The 17,837-nt window shown below is 63.0% G+C and carries 17 protein-coding genes and 1 riboswitch; of the genes, 8 read left to right on the top strand and 9 right to left on the bottom strand.

What is annotated here, in order from left to right:
• Window positions 1–16 precede the first annotated feature (16 nt).
• Window positions 17–478 (top strand): (2Fe-2S)-binding protein, encoded by a 462-nt coding sequence (locus M0D68_RS34300; RefSeq protein WP_093635104.1) that lies wholly within the window; start codon window positions 17–19, stop codon window positions 476–478.
• Between the two features lie 259 nt (window positions 479–737).
• On the opposite strand, the gene M0D68_RS34295 is transcribed toward M0D68_RS34300, so the two are convergent.
• From M0D68_RS34295 to M0D68_RS34260, 8 genes are all read right to left on the bottom strand, one after another.
• Complete coding sequence (locus M0D68_RS34295) at window positions 738–2,270, bottom strand: efflux transporter outer membrane subunit (RefSeq protein WP_093635105.1); 1,533 nt, start codon at window positions 2,268–2,270, stop codon at window positions 738–740.
• Entirely contained in the window at window positions 2,267–3,286 is a 1,020-nt protein-coding gene (locus M0D68_RS34290) for an efflux RND transporter periplasmic adaptor subunit (RefSeq protein WP_200653078.1), read from the bottom strand. The genes M0D68_RS34295 and M0D68_RS34290 overlap by 4 nt, the downstream gene beginning before the upstream one ends.
• Complete coding sequence (locus M0D68_RS34285) at window positions 3,283–3,492, bottom strand: DUF1656 domain-containing protein (RefSeq protein WP_054040146.1); 210 nt, start codon at window positions 3,490–3,492, stop codon at window positions 3,283–3,285. The genes M0D68_RS34290 and M0D68_RS34285 overlap by 4 nt, the downstream gene beginning before the upstream one ends.
• Before the next feature lie 45 nt (window positions 3,493–3,537).
• A complete protein-coding gene (locus M0D68_RS34280) occupies window positions 3,538–5,640 on the bottom strand; it encodes an FUSC family protein (protein WP_200653079.1) in 2,103 nt (700 codons plus the stop codon).
• 6 nt (window positions 5,641–5,646) lie between these two features.
• Entirely contained in the window at window positions 5,647–6,108 is a 462-nt protein-coding gene (locus M0D68_RS34275; RefSeq protein WP_093635108.1) for a MarR family winged helix-turn-helix transcriptional regulator, read from the bottom strand.
• Window positions 6,109–6,222: 114 nt separating this feature from the next.
• Window positions 6,223–7,881, bottom strand: a complete 1,659-nt coding sequence (locus M0D68_RS34270; RefSeq protein ID WP_266226702.1) for an ATP-binding protein — start codon at window positions 7,879–7,881, stop codon at window positions 6,223–6,225.
• A gap of 4 nt (window positions 7,882–7,885) precedes the next feature.
• Entirely contained in the window at window positions 7,886–9,403 is a 1,518-nt protein-coding gene (locus M0D68_RS34265; RefSeq protein ID WP_266226701.1) for an ATPase domain-containing protein, read from the bottom strand.
• Window positions 9,404–9,524: 121 nt separating this feature from the next.
• On the bottom strand, window positions 9,525–10,433 hold the full coding sequence (locus tag M0D68_RS34260; protein WP_093635111.1) for a LysR family transcriptional regulator: 909 nt from the start codon (window positions 10,431–10,433) through the stop codon (window positions 9,525–9,527).
• Window positions 10,434–10,643: 210 nt separating this feature from the next.
• Between M0D68_RS34260 and M0D68_RS34255 the strand changes: the two genes are divergently transcribed.
• The 5 genes from M0D68_RS34255 (at window position 10,644) to M0D68_RS34235 (ending at window position 15,747) form a co-directional block, all read left to right on the top strand.
• The gene (locus tag M0D68_RS34255; protein WP_093635112.1) at window positions 10,644–11,699 is read left to right on the top strand and encodes a porin; all 1,056 of its coding nucleotides are present in this window, start codon (window positions 10,644–10,646) and stop codon (window positions 11,697–11,699) included.
• 76 nt (window positions 11,700–11,775) lie between these two features.
• The gene (locus tag M0D68_RS34250; RefSeq protein WP_266226699.1) at window positions 11,776–12,852 is read left to right on the top strand and encodes an alpha/beta hydrolase; all 1,077 of its coding nucleotides are present in this window, start codon (window positions 11,776–11,778) and stop codon (window positions 12,850–12,852) included.
• Complete coding sequence (locus M0D68_RS34245; RefSeq protein WP_200653083.1) at window positions 12,849–14,207, top strand: MFS transporter; 1,359 nt, start codon at window positions 12,849–12,851, stop codon at window positions 14,205–14,207. Before M0D68_RS34250 ends, M0D68_RS34245 begins: the two co-directional genes overlap by 4 nt.
• Before the next feature lie 43 nt (window positions 14,208–14,250).
• Complete coding sequence (locus tag M0D68_RS34240; RefSeq protein WP_200653084.1) at window positions 14,251–15,261, top strand: alpha/beta hydrolase; 1,011 nt, start codon at window positions 14,251–14,253, stop codon at window positions 15,259–15,261.
• Between the two features lie 45 nt (window positions 15,262–15,306).
• Window positions 15,307–15,747: a hypothetical protein gene (locus M0D68_RS34235; RefSeq protein ID WP_093635116.1), complete on the top strand. Its 441-nt coding sequence runs from the start codon at window positions 15,307–15,309 to the stop codon at window positions 15,745–15,747.
• 37 nt (window positions 15,748–15,784) lie between these two features.
• On the opposite strand, the gene M0D68_RS34230 is transcribed toward M0D68_RS34235, so the two are convergent.
• A complete protein-coding gene (locus M0D68_RS34230; protein WP_266226698.1) occupies window positions 15,785–16,384 on the bottom strand; it encodes a histidine phosphatase family protein in 600 nt (199 codons plus the stop codon).
• Between the two features lie 54 nt (window positions 16,385–16,438).
• Window positions 16,439–16,578: riboswitch (cobalamin riboswitch) on the top strand.
• Between the two features lie 42 nt (window positions 16,579–16,620).
• Here M0D68_RS34230 and M0D68_RS34225 point away from each other — a divergent pair.
• Together M0D68_RS34225 and M0D68_RS34220 are read left to right on the top strand one after the other, a co-directional pair.
• Window positions 16,621–16,842 (top strand): CbtB-domain containing protein, encoded by a 222-nt coding sequence (locus tag M0D68_RS34225; protein ID WP_054040208.1) that lies wholly within the window; start codon window positions 16,621–16,623, stop codon window positions 16,840–16,842.
• Window positions 16,843–16,853: 11 nt separating this feature from the next.
• Window positions 16,854–17,600, top strand: coding sequence for a CbtA family protein (locus M0D68_RS34220; protein ID WP_200653086.1), 747 nt, complete (start codon window positions 16,854–16,856; stop codon window positions 17,598–17,600).
• The last annotated feature ends 237 nt before the right edge of the window (window positions 17,601–17,837 follow it).

The raw sequence follows: 17,837 nt of genomic DNA, 5'->3' as shown, positions 1-17,837 counted from the left end.
GATTGACGGAGAAAACATGGGATCGTTAAACATCAACGGCCGCGCGGTTGCCGTGCAAGCTGAACCGGACATGCCGCTTCTGTGGGTGCTGCGCTGCGACCTCGGCATGACCGGCACCAAGTTCGGCTGCGGTGTGGGCATTTGCGGCGCATGCACGATCCACCTGGACGGCAAGGCGGGCCTTGCCTGTCAGACACCGATGTCCAGCTTGCACTCGCAGAAGATCACGACGATAGAAGGCGTGCAGGGCGCCGAAGCGCAGGCGTTAAAAGCGGCGTGGATTGATCTCGACGTGGTGCAGTGCGGTTATTGTCAGAGCGCGCAGTTGATGGCGGCCTGCGCGCTGCTCAAGCAGAAGCCCAATCCCACTGACGCGGACATCGATGCGGCGATGTCCAACATTGTGTGCCGTTGCGGCACGTACCCGAGGGTAAGGGCGGCGATTCACCAGGCGGCTGCGAAACGGCGGCCCGTTTAAGGCCGGCATCACCGCAGACAGAGACGCCTGGGTGAGCCGATTACGAGCCCGGTGAGCTCAGTTCGCCAGCATCTCCACGACCGCCACCACTACCGTGAAAACGCCGATACAACCGCCCAGTGTGGCTGCGCCTTGCATGAATTGCGACATACGTGACCCCATAACGTGTGGTGTTGAGGCTCGTATTTAACCTGAATTGAAAGGTAAAAGAAAGCTTGTCAATAATAGCGATTTACCCGGATGAGGCGAGATGGGAGGGTCAAGGCGCTTTGGTGATCGGCGTCGGCACCGCGACCTTAGCCGGGGCAGCAGGAGTCCCAGCGTTAGAACCCGCAGCCCCAGGCACCGCCTGCGCGTCAGTCTCCCACCCACCACCCAGCGCGAGGAACAGATTGACCTGATCAATCGCCACCTGCCCCTCCGCAGCCGCCACCTGAGATTTCGTCGAAGTCAGCGTGCGGGTGGCATCCAGATCCGAAATAAACGACTCGCGCCCGGCGCGATACAGGCGATGTGTTTCATCCGCCGACGCAGTGGCCGACTTCAACGCGGCACGCAAGGCGTCGGCGCGGGCATAGTCGGACGCGTAGGTCGCGAGGCTGGTTTCGGTTTCGCGCAATGCGGTCAGCACCACGCCGTCGAACTTTGCCAACGCAACATTGCTTGACGCTTGAGCTTCACGCACACGACCCCGTGCGCCATTCGTGGGGAAGGTCCAGCTGATCAGCGGACCGAAGGCCCAGCGTGCCGTCGGCGAGGTGCCGAGGTCCTCCAGAACCCCGGTCAAACCCGCCGACGCACCGATGCTCACCGTCGGATACAACGCGCCCGTCGCGACCCCGATGCGTGCAGTCGATGCTGCCAGTTGACGCTCGGCCTCGCGCACGTCCGGGCGACGCTTGAGCAGCGCGGCACCGTCGCCGACCGGGATCGGCTGGCGGATCTGCGGCAACGTGCTGCAGGCCAGCACGGCTGGCGGCAAATCGGACGGCGCGCGTGCGAGCAGCGCTGCGAGCCGGTATTGCGCAATCTGGCGGCGCGCCGTATAGCGCGGAATATCCGCCGCCAACGTATCGACCTGGGTTTGCCCGCGCGTCACATCGGGCTGATTGCCGCGACCCGCGTCGCGCAATCGGCGCGATACGTCCACACGCTCCTTCTGCAAGGCCAACGATTGCTGCGCGATCCTGAGTTCCTCGGCGGCCGAGCATTGGTCGACGTACGAGCGCACCACATCCGCGACCACTGTAATTCGCGCGAGATCGGCGGCCGCCTGCACGGATTCCGTATCCGCCGCCGCCGCTTCGACACCACGCCGCAGCTTGCCGAACAGATCGATTTCGTAGGAGATGCTGATACCGATATCGCCTTCATTGACGACCGGCAGCTTCTCGGTAAGCAGGTACTGCTCGGCCGATTCCTGCGCGCGTTCGAGCAGCACCGAACTCTTGCCGGAGAAGCCGCCTTGAGCCTGCGCGACACCCAGCGCTTCACGCGAACGCGCGAGGTTCGCCGCCGCGACGCGCAAGTCGGTATTCGACTGCAGCGCCTCGTCGACCAGCTTGTTCAGCACCGGATCGTCGTAGAGCTTCCACCAGATCACCGGCACGTTCTGTCGCGTGGTCAGTTTGGCATCGGCGCCTTCGATCGGCGCGTTGGCGAGCGGCGCGTTGACCAGCGCCTGCTTCGGCAGTGCGTAATCGGGGCCGACATTCACGCAGCCGTTGAGCGCGACGCTCAACGGCAAGAGTGGCAGCAGCGGCAATAAGGGAAGGGCGCGCGACAGCTTCATTGCGACGCGCCCGACATGACGGCAGCAGATGCCGGTTGCGCAGTAGAAGCAGCGGAGGCAGCCGGGACAGCAGAAGTAGCCGAAGCCGAAGCCGCCGATGCATCCACCGTACCCGAAGCGCCCGCAGCCGGACGCTGCTTGCCGGTCGGCGACAGATCGCGCACCGACACCGTCGCGGTGCGTCCAGCGATCATGCGGAAGTCGGCAGGCACCTCGTCGAGCGCAACGCGCACCGGAATCCGTTGCGCGAGCCGCACCCAGCTAAATGCCGGATTCACGTTCGGCAGCAGATTCGACCCTTGCGTGCGGTCGCGGTCTTCAATCCCCGCGACGATGCTTTGCACGTGACCGCGCAGCACGTTTGGCTCGCCCATCACCTGGATATCGACCCGCTGGCCGATGTCGATGCCGCGCAACTTGGTCTCTTCAAAGTAACCGTCGACGCGGAACGAATGCATATCCACCACCGCCAGCACGGCACGGCCTGCCGAGACGAATTCACCGGTACGTGGTGCGCGGTCGTTCAGATAACCGTCGACAGGACTCACGATCGTAGTGCGTTGCAAATTCAGCTTGGCGGTATCGATCGCGACGTTCGCATCGGCGAGCGCCGCTTCCGCTGTTTCAACACGCGAGCGGCTTTCCTCTGCGACCTCCGCCGCAACCAGGTTGCCGAGCTGGCGATTACGCACGTCTTCGCGGCGCGCCTGATCGAGGGTAGCGCGGCGTTGCTGCGCGGTGGCCTGCGCCTGGCGCAGTGCGAGCGCGTAGCGGGCCTGATCGATCACGAACAGCACCTGGCCTTGTTTGACCTGCTGGTTGTCCACCACTTCGACCGATGAGATCAGCCCCGAGATATCCGGCGCAACCTGGATCACGTCGGCGCGTACATGACCGTCGCGAGTCCACGGCGCGAACATGTAATAGGCGACCAGTTTCCACAGCACGAAGGCTGCAACCACGACGACGATCAGGGTCAGCAGAATTTGACCGACGGAGAACCAGGTTTTTTTCACGTTATTAGTCTGTGCGAAACGACGACGACAAGGCCCAGCACCAGCACATAGATGCCGAGATCGAAGATGGAGCGATGCCAGACGAAGCGGTAAAAGCCGACGCGTTCGAACACCGTGCGAATGGCCAGGTTGATCAGATAGGCGATCAACATCAGTACCAGCACGGCCGGCACGAACACGCCGAAGATATCGATTTCACCGATCATCGCGGGAACGGGCAAAGGAGAGGATGGGGTTGCGGGACGGGCGCATCAGGCAGCGGCCTCCGGTTCGGGCGGCGTGGGTGTGATTAGCGTGGCCGGAAACAGCGAAAGACGCAAGCCGACCAGCGCGTGCAGCGCCTCGCGCAATCTGCGCGCCGAGGTTTGCGCGGTCGGGCCCGGCGCGCCGGCATTGGCTAGGCCTTGTGCGGTGACGCGCGCCACGGCTGCATCGATCGACGACATCAGGCTCTCGGGCACCGGTTGGCGCTTGCGCTGGTCGATGCACCATTGGAAGTAGTCGCGCACGTCTTCGAGGACCTGATCGATCGCAGCCGGCGCTTCGCCGCCGAGCTTGCCGGTCAGACGGCGCAGATCGAGCGCGTTGAAAGCAATGCGCAGATCGCGAAAACTTTCGATCGACGGATGGCGATGGTCGTCGGTGGCGGCAAGGCGTGGGATCAGCTGCATCAGGCGGTCGAGCATGCGTGCGGCGAGATTGCGCGGGTCTTCGATCGTCCGGGCGGACGCAGTCAGCGCCACGTCGGCCCAGCTCGAGCGCAACAGCCGGGAGGTCGCGAGTTCGGCGCCGAACGGCCGCGTCGCGCGGGTCCACAGATACGCATACAGCAAGCCGGCAAGGCCCGCGAGATTGCTGTTCAGGAAGATCAGAAAGTCGGCCGAATAGGCATCCTGAATGCTGATGAAGGTGGCCGTATTGACGGCCACGAGCACCGTTACCATGTTGAACTGCGGACGCGGGATCAACGTGCCGACAAGGATGAACGGCCCGGCGAACAGGATGACCAGCATCGGGAAATCGTGCACGTGAGGCAGCACGGCGAACAGATAGATACCGGCAGCCACCACGGCGATCGCCGTGGCGACGAAGAACTTGAACACCATGGGCGCGGGTTCGTCGAACGCGGCGAAGAAGCAGCAGGCGACTGCTGCCAGCGTCGCCGCATTAGCGCCGTCCGCCCAGCCTGAACTGATCCACAGACTGCACGCGATGACGACCGCGGCGCCCGCTGAAACCGTCGAAAACAGCATGATGCCGCGATCGAAGAACCGCTCGGTGCCGCCCAGCCGCCAGTGACGAAAACGCGGCCGCCACGAGCCTTCTTCGCGCGTGATGATGATGCGCAGCGAGCGGCAGTCCTGCCAGATATCGATCACCTGTTTCAGGCGCCACAGCGCGTTCGAAAGCAGCGCGTTGTCCCAGGTCGCCAGCGCGGCCGGCGGCGGCTGCATCGCGGCGATGCGCTCGCGCAAAGCGTTGGCTTCCGGGTCGGGGTGATAGCCCCCACTGGCTGCGGGAAGCGGCGCATTGAACCACTTGATGACGTCGTTGAGCAATGCTTCGAGGCCTTCTGGCCACGTCTGGCGACCGCTGTTGTAGAGCGCGATCAGCGGATCGGCCAGCGCCGACATCATCGGCAGCAGCAACTGCATGCGCCCGCGCAACTCGTGAGTGCGTGTCAGGATGTCCGGCCGGGTATGGTCGTAGGCCAACTGGCTCAGTAGCAATTCCAGCCCGTTGATCGTGCTCGCAATGCGCTGGCGAGCCCCCGAGATCGCCGAGCCCGCAATGCGCCCAGACAGCGTTTCGGTCGCATAGAACGCAGCGTCGCGAAACCACGCGTCGGTTCGCTCGATGATGGTGGGGGCGAGCCGGCTGGGAAACAGCGAACTGCCGACAATGCTCGCGCACACGATGCCGAGCAGGATCTCCTCGGTACGGCTGATAGCCAGATCGAACACGCCGCCTGGATTGGTCACCGAAGGCAACGCAATGATCGGCATGGTGTAGGCCGCCAGCATGAAGACGTAGCTGCGTGCAGTGCGATCGGCCACCGCCAGATACAGCAGCGTGCCGGTCCACAACGCGACGATCACGCTGAACAGGTATGGCGATTCGACGAAGGGCGGCACCAGCAGTACCGCAGCCGATGCGCCCAGCATGGTGCCGAGCGCACGATAAAGTGCCTTGGAGCGGGTCGCGCCGACAAACGGATTCGACACAATGTAGACGGTGGCCATCGCCCAGTACGGTCGCGGCAATTCGAGCGCGAGACCGATGTAAAGCGCGATCATCGCCGCGGCAAACGTCTTGACGGAGAAGAGCCAGTCGCGGATGGAGGGATAGACCATAACCCGTTACTCGGCGTCCCGGGGATTGGGGGACGCCGGAGCGTCGGCCGTGAAAGCAGCCAGCACCCGTAAGGTCGCTTCGAGATCGCTACGCGAGATACCTTTCAAAGCTTGCGCCCGCAGCGTATTCAGCTCTTCTTCCATTTTTGCGGTGACGGCGCGGCCTTCATCGGTGAGTGCCACGGTCTTGGCGCGCCGGTCTTCAGGATCTTCGTCGCGGCGCATCAGGCCGGCCGCGCACAGTTGATCGAGCAGCCGCACGAGCGAGGGCCCTTCAATGCCGATGTGATCGGCCAGCGTGACCTGCCGCACCGCTTCACCGAGCCGGCTGGCGGTGAGGAGGGGCGTGGCGCACGCTTCGGAAACATTAAAGGCCGCGAGCACGTCATGGCTCGTGCGCCGCCATTTTCTGGCAGCGACGACCAGGGTGCTGCTAACGGTGCGGCGCAAGATATCGAGATTCGACATGGCCGCTATTGTATTTCCTAAAAATTCGTTAGCAAACTATTGAATTGGATTTTTGTGAGAATGTACTCCGCGGAAGTCTGAAGTCGTAATGTGACAAACAATTGCGTCTTCTTCTCAGGCCGCGAGGCCGAGCCGGACGGTACGCGCCAGATCGTCGAGCTGGAATGGTTTGCGCAAGATCGTGCAGCGCTTGACGGCGAGACCCGAAATATCCACGTCCGCGTAACCGGTCGCGAGGATCACCGGCAAGTCCTCGCGCATCTTGCGCGCCGCGGCGATGACGTCGATGCCGTTCATGCCCGGCATCGCGAAGTCGACCACGAGCAAGTCGGGCTTGTCGTCCTGCAAACGGTTCAGCCCGGCCTGGCCGTCCGCGGCTTCGGTCACGGTGTAGCCGAGCATTCTTAAACACTCGACCAGCATCGCCCGCACCTCGCCGTCGTCTTCGACAACCAGTACGCGTTTCACGCCCACTGCGTTCCGTTCGACGTCGGAGACCACCGCGATCTGCGACGCCACGCGCTCGCGCAAGGGCAGCCAGATCTCCACTGTGGTGCCCGCGCCCTCTTCGCTGAAGAGGCGCGCAGTGCCGCCGGCTTGCCGCGCGATGCCGTAGACCTGGCTCAGGCCGAGGCCCGTGCCTTTGCCGATCGGCTTGGTCGTGAAGAATGGATCGAACACGCGCGAGACCACATCGGGTGGGACGCCTGAGCCGGTGTCGACGACTTCGAGCACGACATAGTGACCGTCGCCGAGCGTTTCATCGGGGGCTTCACGCTCTTTCACGTGAATGGCCAACTGACCACCGTTTGGCATTGCGTCGCGCGCATTGATCGCCAGATTGAGGATGGCCAGTTCGAGCTGATTGGCGTCGGCCTGGGTCCACATCTCTTCGCCGTCGAATTCATTGGTGTAGCGGATGCCCGACCCGAGCGACACGGTGATGATGTCGCGCATGCCTTGCAGCAAGGCGACCACGTCCACCGCTTTCAGATCGAGGTTGCTGTTGCGGGAGAAGGTCAGTAACTGGCCCGTGAGTTTCGCGCCACGCTCGGTTGCGCGTTTGACCGTGGCGGCCATGGCGCGAATGCGATCGTCGCTGCCGATCCGCGCGATCAACTCCGAGTTGACCATGATGACGTTCAGCAGATTGTTGAAGTCGTGCGCGATGCCGCCGGTGAGTTGCCCGAGCGCTTCCATCTTCTGCGATTGCACCAGTACGGCCTGCACTTTGGCGCGCTCGTGAATCTCCATCATCAGCCGGTTGTTGGCGGACGCAAGCTCCTGCGTGCGTCCGGCAATGCGGCTCTCCAGCGAATCGTTGAGGTGCACCAGGGCTTCTTGCGCCTCGATCAGTTCGGCCAGATGGCGGCGCGATTCGTACTGCCGCGAGCGTGCCCTTAGCGACGAGCCTACCGCGCGCCGCAACGTTTCCGAGTTCAGCGGACGCTCGAGCACCACCACGTTGCCGAGCCGCTCGAGCACTTCGAGGCTGCGCGCCGAACGGCGCCCGACGCGATTGGCGGCGAGCAGAATGAAGGGGAAGTCGGACCATGCCGGTTGCTGTTCGAGCCAGCCGAACAGGCGCGATGCGTGGCCGTCCGCGAGGGCTTCTTCGGCGATCAACGCACTGCCCGCGCCGGCATCCAGCGCTTCGGTGAGTGCATCGGCATCGCGGCAAGCAACGGATAGTCGGGCGTCCTTCTGCAGGACTTCGGCAATCACATCGGCGTCGCGGCCGAACGGCGCCAGGATAAGGACGCGTTGCTCCATGGCGTTACCGCCGCGACGTGTCGATGAGCCGATCCTGCTCGCCGAGCAGGGCTGTACCGCCGCGGTAGGAGGGCAGGCCGGAGAGCACACCTTCGAAGTCGCGCAATGCTTCGCCGACCTCCACGCCGTTTCGGCCGAGCCGGAACTGGCGGATCGAGCGCTCGTGCGCGGCGGCGCGGCTCTTCACGGCGGTGACGGCCGTCAGCACTTCGCCATGGTGTTCGAAGTAGCGGAACAGCACCACGACGTCGCTCAAATAGCTGATGTCGAGATCGTTCTGCACCTCGCCGATGATGCCGTGCTGGCCGAGCACCAGCATCGTGATAACGCCTTGCTGGTTCAGATAGCCGAGCAATTCATGCATCTGCAGAAGGAGATAGCGCTCGCCGGGCATGGCCTGGAGGTAGGCATTCAGACTGTCGATGGCGACGTATTTAGCGCCTTTGTTCTCAACCGAGTTGCGCACGTCGCTCGCGAATTCGCCGGGCGAGATTTCTGCCGGATCGATCTGGCGCAAGGTCAGCAAGCCGCTCTCGACGTGCGGCGCCAGGTACATGCCGAGCGTCGCGCAACGGATCATCAACGTGGTGAGGGTTTCATCGAACACGTAGTAGACACAGCGCTCGCCACGTTCGAGCGCCGCAATCAGGCACGACACGACGGTCGTGGTTTTGCCGACGCCAGACGGTCCGATCATCAGCGCGTTAGTGCCGGGGATCAGGCCGCCGCCGAGCAGCGCGTCGAGGCCGGACGTGCCGGTGCTGAGCACATTGGTGTCGAACGGCGTGTGATGCTCGGCTGCGACGAGGCGCGGATACACGTGGATGCCGCCGGTGTCGAGCGTGAAGTCGTGATAGCCCTCGCGGAACTTCATGCCGCGCATCTTGGCGATGCGCATGCGCCGCCGGTTGCCGCCGTAGTCGTGCACGAGGTTGTCGAGGCTGATCACGCCGTGCGCGATACTGTGCAACTGGACGTCGCCGGGGTCCGACGAATTGTCGTCGAGCAACAGCACCGTACATTCGCGGGTGGCGAAATAGCGCTTGAGCGCGAGAATCTGCCGGCGATAGCGCAACGGGTTCTGCGACAGGAGACGCAACTCGGAGAGACTGTCGAGCACGATGCGCACGGGTTTGAGTTCGTCGACCTGTTCGATGACGTTGCGCACGGTCTCGCCGAGCTCGACTTCGGCCGGGTGCAGCACGGTCTGCTCGTATTGCGGGTCGAGGCCTTCGTCGGACAGCAGCTCGAGAATCGTGAACTGGCTGAGGTTCCAGCCGTGGCTGTCCGCGACCGAGATCAACTCGGCGCGCGTCTCGGACAGTGTGATGTACAGCCCCGCCTGGCCCTGCTCAATGCCCTTGAGTAAGAATTGCAACGCAAGGGTAGTTTTGCCGGTGCCGGGCGCGCCTTCGACAAGGTACATGCGGTGGGGGGTGAGGCCGCCTCCGAGGATGTTGTCGATTCCCTCGATCCCCGAGGAAAGGCGGGCCGTTGAGGCGGCGGCAGGTAGGTTGGGCATAGCGTAGCGATCGCGTCGGTAGTGGCTTTGTTTTTTCAGCCGGTACGGACGGAATGCAATTTGTATGCCTATGGGTGCGTTGCGCCGGCCTTCGCGGGTGTGTCGCAAGCACCCGGAACGCTCAGCCGTGAACGCGCTCCTTGACCAGTTCGATAAAGCGGGTCGCCGCGCTATTGCGCAGTCCCGCAGGGTAAGCAAGATGCAGCGGAGCACTCAACTTCGCGGGATTCGTCAATGTGCAATAGACGGTGCCCACCTGGTCGTACCGTTGCATCGACGCCGGCACCAGCGTCACTCCCAACCCTGCCGCGACCAGATTGATTCCCGACACCATGCGCGGCACCTCGCGCGCAATCCGCGGGACAAACCCGGCTTGCCTGCATGCTGCCAGGATATCCGCATACATGCCCGGCGCCCCCGGCCGGCGGACCAGAATGAAGTCCTCGTGCGCCAATGCCTTTAACGACACCTGCGGCCTCTTTTTACCCGCCCCTTTCAGCAACGGATGCCCAACCGGCAATACCACCACCATCGGTTCGTCGAGCAATAACTCGAACGCCACGCCCTCGCGTACATCGACCGGCTTGCGGAGAAACGCGGCCTGAATTTGCCCCGCGGCCAAACGCTCGATAATTTCCGCCGCATTGAGTTCGGCAAGTTCCACGGCAACCTCGGGGCACACCGCGCGAAAGGCCCGGATCGTCTCGGTGGTGAAGGGATGGAACGCCGCCGAACTGGTGAGGCCGATCGAGATCGTGCCGAGCTCGCCGCGCGCAATCCGGTTCGCCCTGTCCACCGACTGTTGCAGCTCCTGCAGCAAGCGTTGCGCGTCTTCCGCAAAGGCTTGCCCCGCAGGCGTCAAAGTTACGCCGCGCGGCATGCGCACAAACAGTTCGAAGCCGATCTCTTCCTCCAGCGTTCGAATCTGCTGCGAGAGCGGCGGCTGTTGCATGGCCAGCCGTTCGGCCGCACGCGTGAATTGGCCTTCCTCAGCAACCGCCAGGAAGTAGCGCAAATGTCGAAGCTCCATCGTGTTCTGTCTCCTGGGTCGTGCTTTGCGTTCGATTCATTGCCATATCGTATAGATATGGATGGTGCATAAAACAGGTATTTTACATTTACCACGCCCAATCCTACGATCTCGTCCATCGCGTCGATCGAGGCCTGCGCTGCGTACGACAAGTACGGCAAGCAGGCTCGAGCGCCCCGCGACATAAAACAAAATCCACAGGAGACGATAGTGAAAAAGCAATGTGCGGTGGCCGCATTGGCCGTGGTGAGTTGCGCGAGTGCGCATGCTCAGGCATCGGTCACGCTGTACGGGGTGATCGATACGAATATCGAATTCCTCAACCATGCAGGGGCCAGTGGTGGCTCGCTGGTCCGCGAGAACTCCGGTGGACTGAGCAACTCGCGCTTCGGTTTTCGTGGGACCGAAGACCTCGGCGGCGGCAATAAAGCGTTTTTCATTCTCGAAGCAGGTTTCAACGGCAACGACGGCACCAATGCAACTGCCGGCGTGCTATTCAACCGGACCGCGGCGGTCGGGGTGTCGAATGAAGCCTTCGGTGCGTTGTCGGCGGGTTTGCAGTACACGGCGATGTACGACACGCTCATCAAGTACGACCCGATGGTGTTCGGCCAGCAATACACGTGGATGCCGACCACCGGCTCCGCGGACGGCTTCTCGTTCAAGGCGCGCGTGAACAACTCGGTCAAGTATGTGGGCCGCTTCGGCGGCTTGACCGCGACGGCGGATTACAGCTTCGGCGGCACGGCGGATTCGTTTCAAAGCAGCGCGGCATACGGCGGCGCGCTTGATTACGACAGCGGCAGCTTTGCCGCAGCGGTGGCTTACGACTACCGCAACGGCGCCATCAATTCGACCGGCATGTGGACCAAGTCGCGCAACTGGAGCGCGTCGGCGCGCGAGCAGATCGGCGACGTAACCGTCATGGGCGGCTACGAGCACTATCTGTTCAACCCGACCAAAGGCAAGACGGTGTCGTCGGCGTTGTGGTTCGGCGGCGTGCGCTATCTGATCGCGCCGACGTTCCGTTTGACGGCCGCCGCGTATTACCAGAGCAACAAGGCGGACAACGTATCGAACTCGTTGATGGGCGTGCTCGGCGCGGACTATATTCTGTCGAAGCGAACCGATGTGTACGCAACCGTTGCCTATGCCGCTTCCACGCGCTATGCCAACGACCAGTACACGCCGGTCGGCTTGACGAGCGACACCGCTTTCGGTCCGAACCAGACGGGTGTGACGCTCGGTATCCGCCACCGGTTCTGAGTTTTTGAGCTTTTCAACGACAGATTTGACGATGCGCCGCGTTCAAGACAGTGCACGGTGATCAGGAGCAAGCTGCATGACATTCAATCTTTCACGACGTCTGGCGATGGGGTGCGCGGCAGCCGGTGCCGCCATGCTGGCGTTGCTCGCGCAACCGGCATTCGCGGTGCATCCCTACGAGTCGCATCTGAAACCGGTGGCGACGATCTCGGATACACGGTTTGTGATCGACACGCCGCAAGGGCAAGCTGAATTTCCGCTGTACCTGTCGAAGGATTGGACCGTCGCGCAGCCGCAGGTGACGCGTGCGGTGATCGTGATTCACGGCAAACTGCGCAACGCGGACGTGTACTTCCGCACCGCGCAGAATGCACGCGATGCTGCTCATGCGGATCCCGATAGCACACTCCTGATCGCGCCGCAGTTCCTCGCCACGCTCGACACGCGTATGCATAACGAACCGGCCGACCTGCTGCGCTGGACCGGCGACGCGTGGATGGGCGGCGAAGCGGCGCGGGCGCCGCAGCCCATCAGTTCGTATGCAGTGCTCGACGCGATCGTCACGCGCCTCGCGGATCGCAAGCTGTTTCCGAATCTGCGGCACGTTGTATTCGCGGGGCATTCAGGCGGTGGCCAGGTCGTGCAGCGTTATGCGGTGGCGGCGCATAACATCGGCGTGCTGACGGACGAAGGCATCGACGTGCGCTACGTGGTGGCGAGCCCGTCGACGTATGCGTATTTCGATGCACAACGGCCGAATGCGCAAGGTGTAGCGGCGCCGTTCGATGCCGCACAATGCGCCGATTTCAATCAATGGAAATACGGCATGGACAATCGGCCGCCGTACCTCGACGACCGCTCGCCCGCACAACTCGAAGCGACGTATGCGTCGCGCCGCATTGACTATCTGGTCGGCGGCGCGGACGACGATCCGCAGCAAAGCGCGCTCGATAGAAGCTGTGCCGCCGAAGCGCAAGGTCCGCAGCGTGTCGCACGTGCTGAGGCGTATTACCGCTACATCCAGTCGCGTCATCCGGAAGGGTTGAAGCAGAGTTTTCATATCGTGCCGGGTGTGGGCCACAACGGCGCGCGCATGTTGACGTCGGTCTGCGCGTTGTCGGCGATGTTCGGCACCAAAGGATGCGAGCAATGAGCGGGGCGAGTTTGAATCAGCGTGACGGTGCGGTGTCGGCTACGGTGGCATCGAACGGGCTGAGCCCGTCGATGGTGCGGCGCGCGATCTTTGCCTCAGTGCTCGGCAACGGGCTCGAGTGGTTCGATTTTCTGATCTACGGCTACTTCGCAAAGATCATCGCGCAGGTGTTCTTTCCTGGCGGCAGCGGCTTCGTGTCGATCATGCTGACGCTCGCCACGTTCGCCGTGGGCTTTATCGTGAGGCCGATCGGCGGCATTCTGCTCGGCATCTACGCGGACCGGGCAGGGCGGCGCAAGGCGCTTTCGCTGCTGATCATTTCGATGGCGGCGAGCACGCTGTTGATGGGCCTCACGCCGGGCTATGCCAGCATCGGCATCGCGGCGCCGTTGCTCGTGGTGCTCGCGCGGCTGTTGCAAGGGCTCTCGGTGGGCGGGCAGTTCGCGACGGCCTCGGCGATGCTGGTCGAGTACGCGCCGCCGCATAAGAAGATGTTCTACGGCAGCTTCAATATGTCGGCGCAGGCGTTCGCGTTGCTGCTTTCGTCAGGCGTCGGTTATCTGCTAACCACGCAGCTCACGCATGAGCAACTAGTGGCGTGGGGCTGGCGCCTGCCGTTTCTGTTCGGCGCGTTGGCGGGGCCGTTCGGTTTCTACATCCGGCATCGCGTGGCGGAATCGCCGGAGTTCGAGCGCTTGCTCGATCAAAAGGACAAGCCGCCGCGCGTGACGGTACGGCAGTTCTTCCGCGATAACGGCGACGCGGCGATCTGCGCGATGGGCGTGATCATCATCGGCGCGGCGACCAATTATGTGTGGCACTCGTATCTGTCGGTGTATGTCGAGCGGCAATTGCATCTGCCGCTGTCCACCGCGTTGCTCGGCGCGTTCGTGTCGGGCGTGCTGAATCTGTTTCTGTTTCCGCTGTCCGGCAAGCTTGCCGATCGTTACGGCGCGTACCGGCTGTTCTATCCGATCGTGATCACGTGGATGGTGTGCGTGTATCCGCTGTATCACTTCGTCGTGACGAATCCCACGCCGGGGCATCTGTTCATCGCGCAGATGGTCGCAACGGTGTTCCTCGCCGCCATGTCCGGTTCGCACCCCGGCATGCTCGCGACGCTGTTTCCGGTGCGCAGCCGTTCGGCGGGCGTGGCGCTGTCGTACAACATTGCGGTGACGCTGTTCGGCGGCATGGCGCCGCTCACCATCACCGCCTTGACGCATCTGACCGGCAGCAGTTTGACGCCGGCGTTCTACCTGATTTTTGCCGGTTTCGTGTCGCTTGCGATGGTGTATTTCACGCGCTCGGGACGTGAGCCGGGCGGTGCAACGGCGAAGTTCGTCACGCGTTAGCCGCCACTAGCCAGACTGATTAGATGACTCACGAGCTTATTGCATGACCCAGCCTTTGATTACCGATGACGAACGCGCGCCAAATGAACGTCCGGTTGCCGTCGTCGCGAGCCGGCATCTGAGTGTCGCGACGCTTGCGGGTAGCGGCACCGTGCCGGTGTTCGCGAACGGCGACTGGCTTGCGCCGACGCATGACGTCAAGCGTGCCGTGATTCTGATTCACGGACGCCTGCGAAATGCGGACACGTACTTCAATCTGGCGGAGCGCGCGTGCGCACTGGCTGGTGGCGATGCGGCCGATACGCTGCTGATCGTGCCGCAGTTCCTCGCGAGTGCCGACGTTGGCGCGCATGCGTTACCGCCATCCACGCTGCATTGGGAATGGACTAGCTGGATGGGCGGCGACAACGCCGAAGGTCCGGCGCCGCTCAGTTCGTTCGATGTGCTCGACGCCATTCTGCAGACGCTGGCGTCGCGTGAGCAGTTTGCGTCGCTGACCGAGGTGGTGATCGCCGGGCATTCGGGCGGTGGCCAGGTGGTGCAGCGCTATGCCGTGGTGACGCGCGGTGAGGCGCCGCTCGTCGCGCGCGGAATTGCGCTGCGCTATGTGGTCGCGAATCCTTCGTCGTACGTGTACTTCGATGCGATGCGGCCGACAGCATCAGGTGAATTCGTGGCGTTCGATGCGACGGCATGTCCGTCGTTCAATCGCTGGAAGTATGGGCTCGAAGATTTGCCGGCCTATGCTTCGAGCGACGGTGATTCGAGCTCCGCTGATGCGCTCGAATCACGCTATGCGCGTCGTGACGTCACCGTGCTGCTCGGCGGCGCGGATTGCGATCCGCAGCATCCGGCACTCGACCGTTCATGCGCTGCGCAGACGCAGGGCGAGCATCGGCTGGGGCGCGGATTGGCTTACGCGCGCTATATGGCGTTGAGGCATCCGGAAGCGGCGGCGAAGCATCGTACGTTTGTGATCGACGGCGTCGGGCACGACGCGAACGGGATTTTTGCATCGGCGCAGGGGCTGGTGGCGTTGTTCGGCAAGGCATGAACCGTGCTACTGCGATAAGGCCAGCTTTCAAAGGACTGTGCCGACATGAACAAGACCCGAATTCTCGCGGCCGCGATCGCCGCTGTATCACTTGGCGCCTTGCTGCCGTGCAGCGCGAATGCTGACGATGCGCCTAGCCCGTGTGCATCGCTCAAACGGATCGTCGCGGCGGCGCCGGACGGCCTGGCTTCGCTGACACCGGATGACGGCAAGGGCGTCGCGCAACCCTACGGCGATGACGCCCAGTGTTCGGCGAGCCGCGGGAGTTATCAATGCACGTGGACGCCGCATCACGACGCCGGTTCGAGCGCGGACGCGCTGCAGGGTGTCGCGGCGGACATCGCCTCGTGCCTGCCGGACGCGACGCATGATCAGAATTCACCGGGACGTCAGCATTTTTATCTTGGCACGCGCGCCAAACGGACCGATATCACGTTGACGCGGGCTGATTCGAGCAAGTTGAGGCTGGTTGTATCGGGCAAGTGAGCGGGCACGTGCGTTTCGGACTATCCGAGCGTAGCCGTTATTGTGATGCTGGCCACCATGTCCAGCCGCGTCGCGAGCGTCGCAACTCGACCATCGAGAGCGGCGCGATTTCGATGTGCGGAAACACGCCCGGCGGCGCGCCGAGTGCATGAACGATCGCGGCCCGGATCACAGGCGCGTGCGTGACGGCGACCACGGTCTGTGTGTTGCCTTGTATGACGTCCTCGCTCAACGCACCGTTTAGCGCATCGAGCCACTGTCCCACCCGCTTCACGAGTTGACTGAACGACTCGCCGCCGTGCGCGGCCGCGTCGGGATCGTGTGTCCATGCGGCGAGGTCGTGTGGTGCTTCGACCGCGAGATCGGCAAGGCGGCGGCCGTGCCACCGGCCGTAGTCCATATCTGCCAGCCGCTCGTCGACCGATGCCGCGGCGCCGAGCCCCAAGGCCGACGCCGTATCGCGCGCACAAACGGCAGGACTGACGAAAACCGCCGCGTCATCCGGAATCGACAGACGCGCTCGTGCGGCGGCGGCTTCGGCGAGGCCGCGTGCGTCGAGCGGGTCGTCGGCAGGGAAGCGGCCCGCGCGCATCGCTGCGGTCGATGCGTGGCTGATCAGTAACAGCCGTATGTCCATTCGGTTGATTTCCATAAAGCCCGGACTAAAGCGGGACGCCGCGTACATGCTTTGCATTGCCGAGAGGCAAAGTTTAGCGCGTAGAATAGCGTCACTGCGAAGCACGGAAGCCGGTGAGAGCCCGGCGCGGTCGCGCCACTGTAATCGGCATTCATGAGCCGAAAGCCAGACCTGAGCTTCGCAGCATCCCTCTTCAATCGACTATCGGGGCGCGTTACCCCCAGGAGATGTCCATTATGTCCAACGCTGTTTTCGATTCCACGACACAGCCCGTCGCCCAACCTACGCCGATTCCGCTGCGTGAACTGCTGCCTTGGGTCGTGTTCGGCGGCTTGCTGCTGTTGCTCGCGCTGTATTTCGTTGGTGCGGAGCAGGGCGCCACGTCGCTGGTGCCTGGCATGTATGTGCACGAATTCGTGCACGACGGCCGCCATCTGCTCGGCTTTCCCTGCCACTAACGGAGTCGAACATGGTCGGTAAATTGTTGGTACGCGGGATGCTTGCAGGCATCGCCGCGGGATTGCTCACGTTCGGCTTCGCGAGATTGGTGGGCGAACCGCAGGTCGATCAGGCGATTTCCTTCGAGGAAAAGGCTGACGCCGCCAAAGGCGAAGCGCCCGAACCCGAACTGGTGAGCCGCGGCACCCAGGCGGGCCTCGGACTGTTGACGGGCGTGGTGACGTACGGCGCCGCGTTCGGTGGGCTGTTCTCGCTGGTGTTCGCGTATGCGTATGGCCGCGTCGGTACGCTGAGTGCGCGCGCGTTGTCCGCATGGCTCGCGCTTGGCGCGTTTATCACGCTGGTGATTGTCCCGAACATCAAGTACCCGGCGAATCCACCCTCGGTGGGCGACCCCGAGACGATCGGGATGCGGACCGGCTTGTTCTTCCTGATGATTGCGATCTCGCTGGCTGCAATGGTGTTTTCGCTGAAGGTTCGACGCCGCGCGGCACTGAAGTTGGGCGCATGGAATGGTTCGATCGTGGCGGGCGTCGTGTTCGTTGCGATCATTGCGGCCGTGCAACTGTCGATGCCGACGATCAACGAAGTGCCGGCGGCTTTCCCGGCGGTGCTGTTGTGGAAATTCCGCGTCGCGGCCATCGGCATGCAGGTGATTATGTGGACAACCCTTGGGCTGCTGTTCGGCGCGCTCGTTGAGCGAAGCAAATTGCTGGCTCCCGCGAGCCGCAGCGCCGCGAAGTCTGCTTACCTTTGATGTGAACGGCGTGACCGTGCGAGCCGCGGTCACGCCGACGTGCAGCGCGAGAGAAGCCAAATACATCAAGTACTTGGCGCGTTTGCCGGAATGTTATCCACAGGCTTGTGAACGTTTTCTGTGGATAAGCCACCCCTCTGCAATGCGCCGCTCCGCGCCAACCGTGTCGGCGATCATCGCTGCGTCCCCCCGCACCGCAAGCAACAAACCGATCTGCGTCAAGCACTTAGGTACGAT

This window comes from Paraburkholderia sp. SEWSISQ10-3 4 (assembly GCF_030464785.1).
In the GTDB taxonomy this organism is placed as follows: Bacteria; Pseudomonadota; Gammaproteobacteria; order Burkholderiales; family Burkholderiaceae; genus Paraburkholderia; species Paraburkholderia aspalathi.
The sequence above is the reverse complement of the archived record's forward strand: the minus strand, read 5'-3'. Positions and strand labels throughout refer to the sequence as shown.

Bases quoted from the DNA above. Each gene is read 5' to 3' on its own strand.
- M0D68_RS34270 (WP_266226702.1), bottom strand. From the start codon at position 7,881: ATGGAGCAACGCGTCCTTATCCTGGCGCCGTTCGGCCGCGACGCCGAT.
- M0D68_RS34295 (WP_093635105.1), bottom strand. From the start codon at position 2,270: ATGAAGCTGTCGCGCGCCCTTCCCTTATTGCCGCTGCTGCCACTCTTG.
- M0D68_RS34220 (WP_200653086.1), top strand. From the start codon at position 16,854: ATGGTCGGTAAATTGTTGGTACGCGGGATGCTTGCAGGCATCGCCGCG.
- M0D68_RS34225 (WP_054040208.1), top strand. From the start codon at position 16,621: ATGTCCAACGCTGTTTTCGATTCCACGACACAGCCCGTCGCCCAACCT.
- M0D68_RS34280 (WP_200653079.1), bottom strand. From the start codon at position 5,640: ATGGTCTATCCCTCCATCCGCGACTGGCTCTTCTCCGTCAAGACGTTT.
- M0D68_RS34275 (WP_093635108.1), bottom strand. From the start codon at position 6,108: ATGTCGAATCTCGATATCTTGCGCCGCACCGTTAGCAGCACCCTGGTC.
- M0D68_RS34250 (WP_266226699.1), top strand. From the start codon at position 11,776: ATGACATTCAATCTTTCACGACGTCTGGCGATGGGGTGCGCGGCAGCC.
- M0D68_RS34285 (WP_054040146.1), bottom strand. From the start codon at position 3,492: ATGATCGGTGAAATCGATATCTTCGGCGTGTTCGTGCCGGCCGTGCTG.
- M0D68_RS34230 (WP_266226698.1), bottom strand. From the start codon at position 16,384: ATGGACATACGGCTGTTACTGATCAGCCACGCATCGACCGCAGCGATG.
- M0D68_RS34240 (WP_200653084.1), top strand. From the start codon at position 14,251: ATGACCCAGCCTTTGATTACCGATGACGAACGCGCGCCAAATGAACGT.
- M0D68_RS34265 (WP_266226701.1), bottom strand. From the start codon at position 9,403: ATGCCCAACCTACCTGCCGCCGCCTCAACGGCCCGCCTTTCCTCGGGG.
- M0D68_RS34300 (WP_093635104.1), top strand. From the start codon at position 17: ATGGGATCGTTAAACATCAACGGCCGCGCGGTTGCCGTGCAAGCTGAA.
- M0D68_RS34260 (WP_093635111.1), bottom strand. From the start codon at position 10,433: ATGGAGCTTCGACATTTGCGCTACTTCCTGGCGGTTGCTGAGGAAGGC.
- M0D68_RS34235 (WP_093635116.1), top strand. From the start codon at position 15,307: ATGAACAAGACCCGAATTCTCGCGGCCGCGATCGCCGCTGTATCACTT.
- M0D68_RS34245 (WP_200653083.1), top strand. From the start codon at position 12,849: ATGAGCGGGGCGAGTTTGAATCAGCGTGACGGTGCGGTGTCGGCTACG.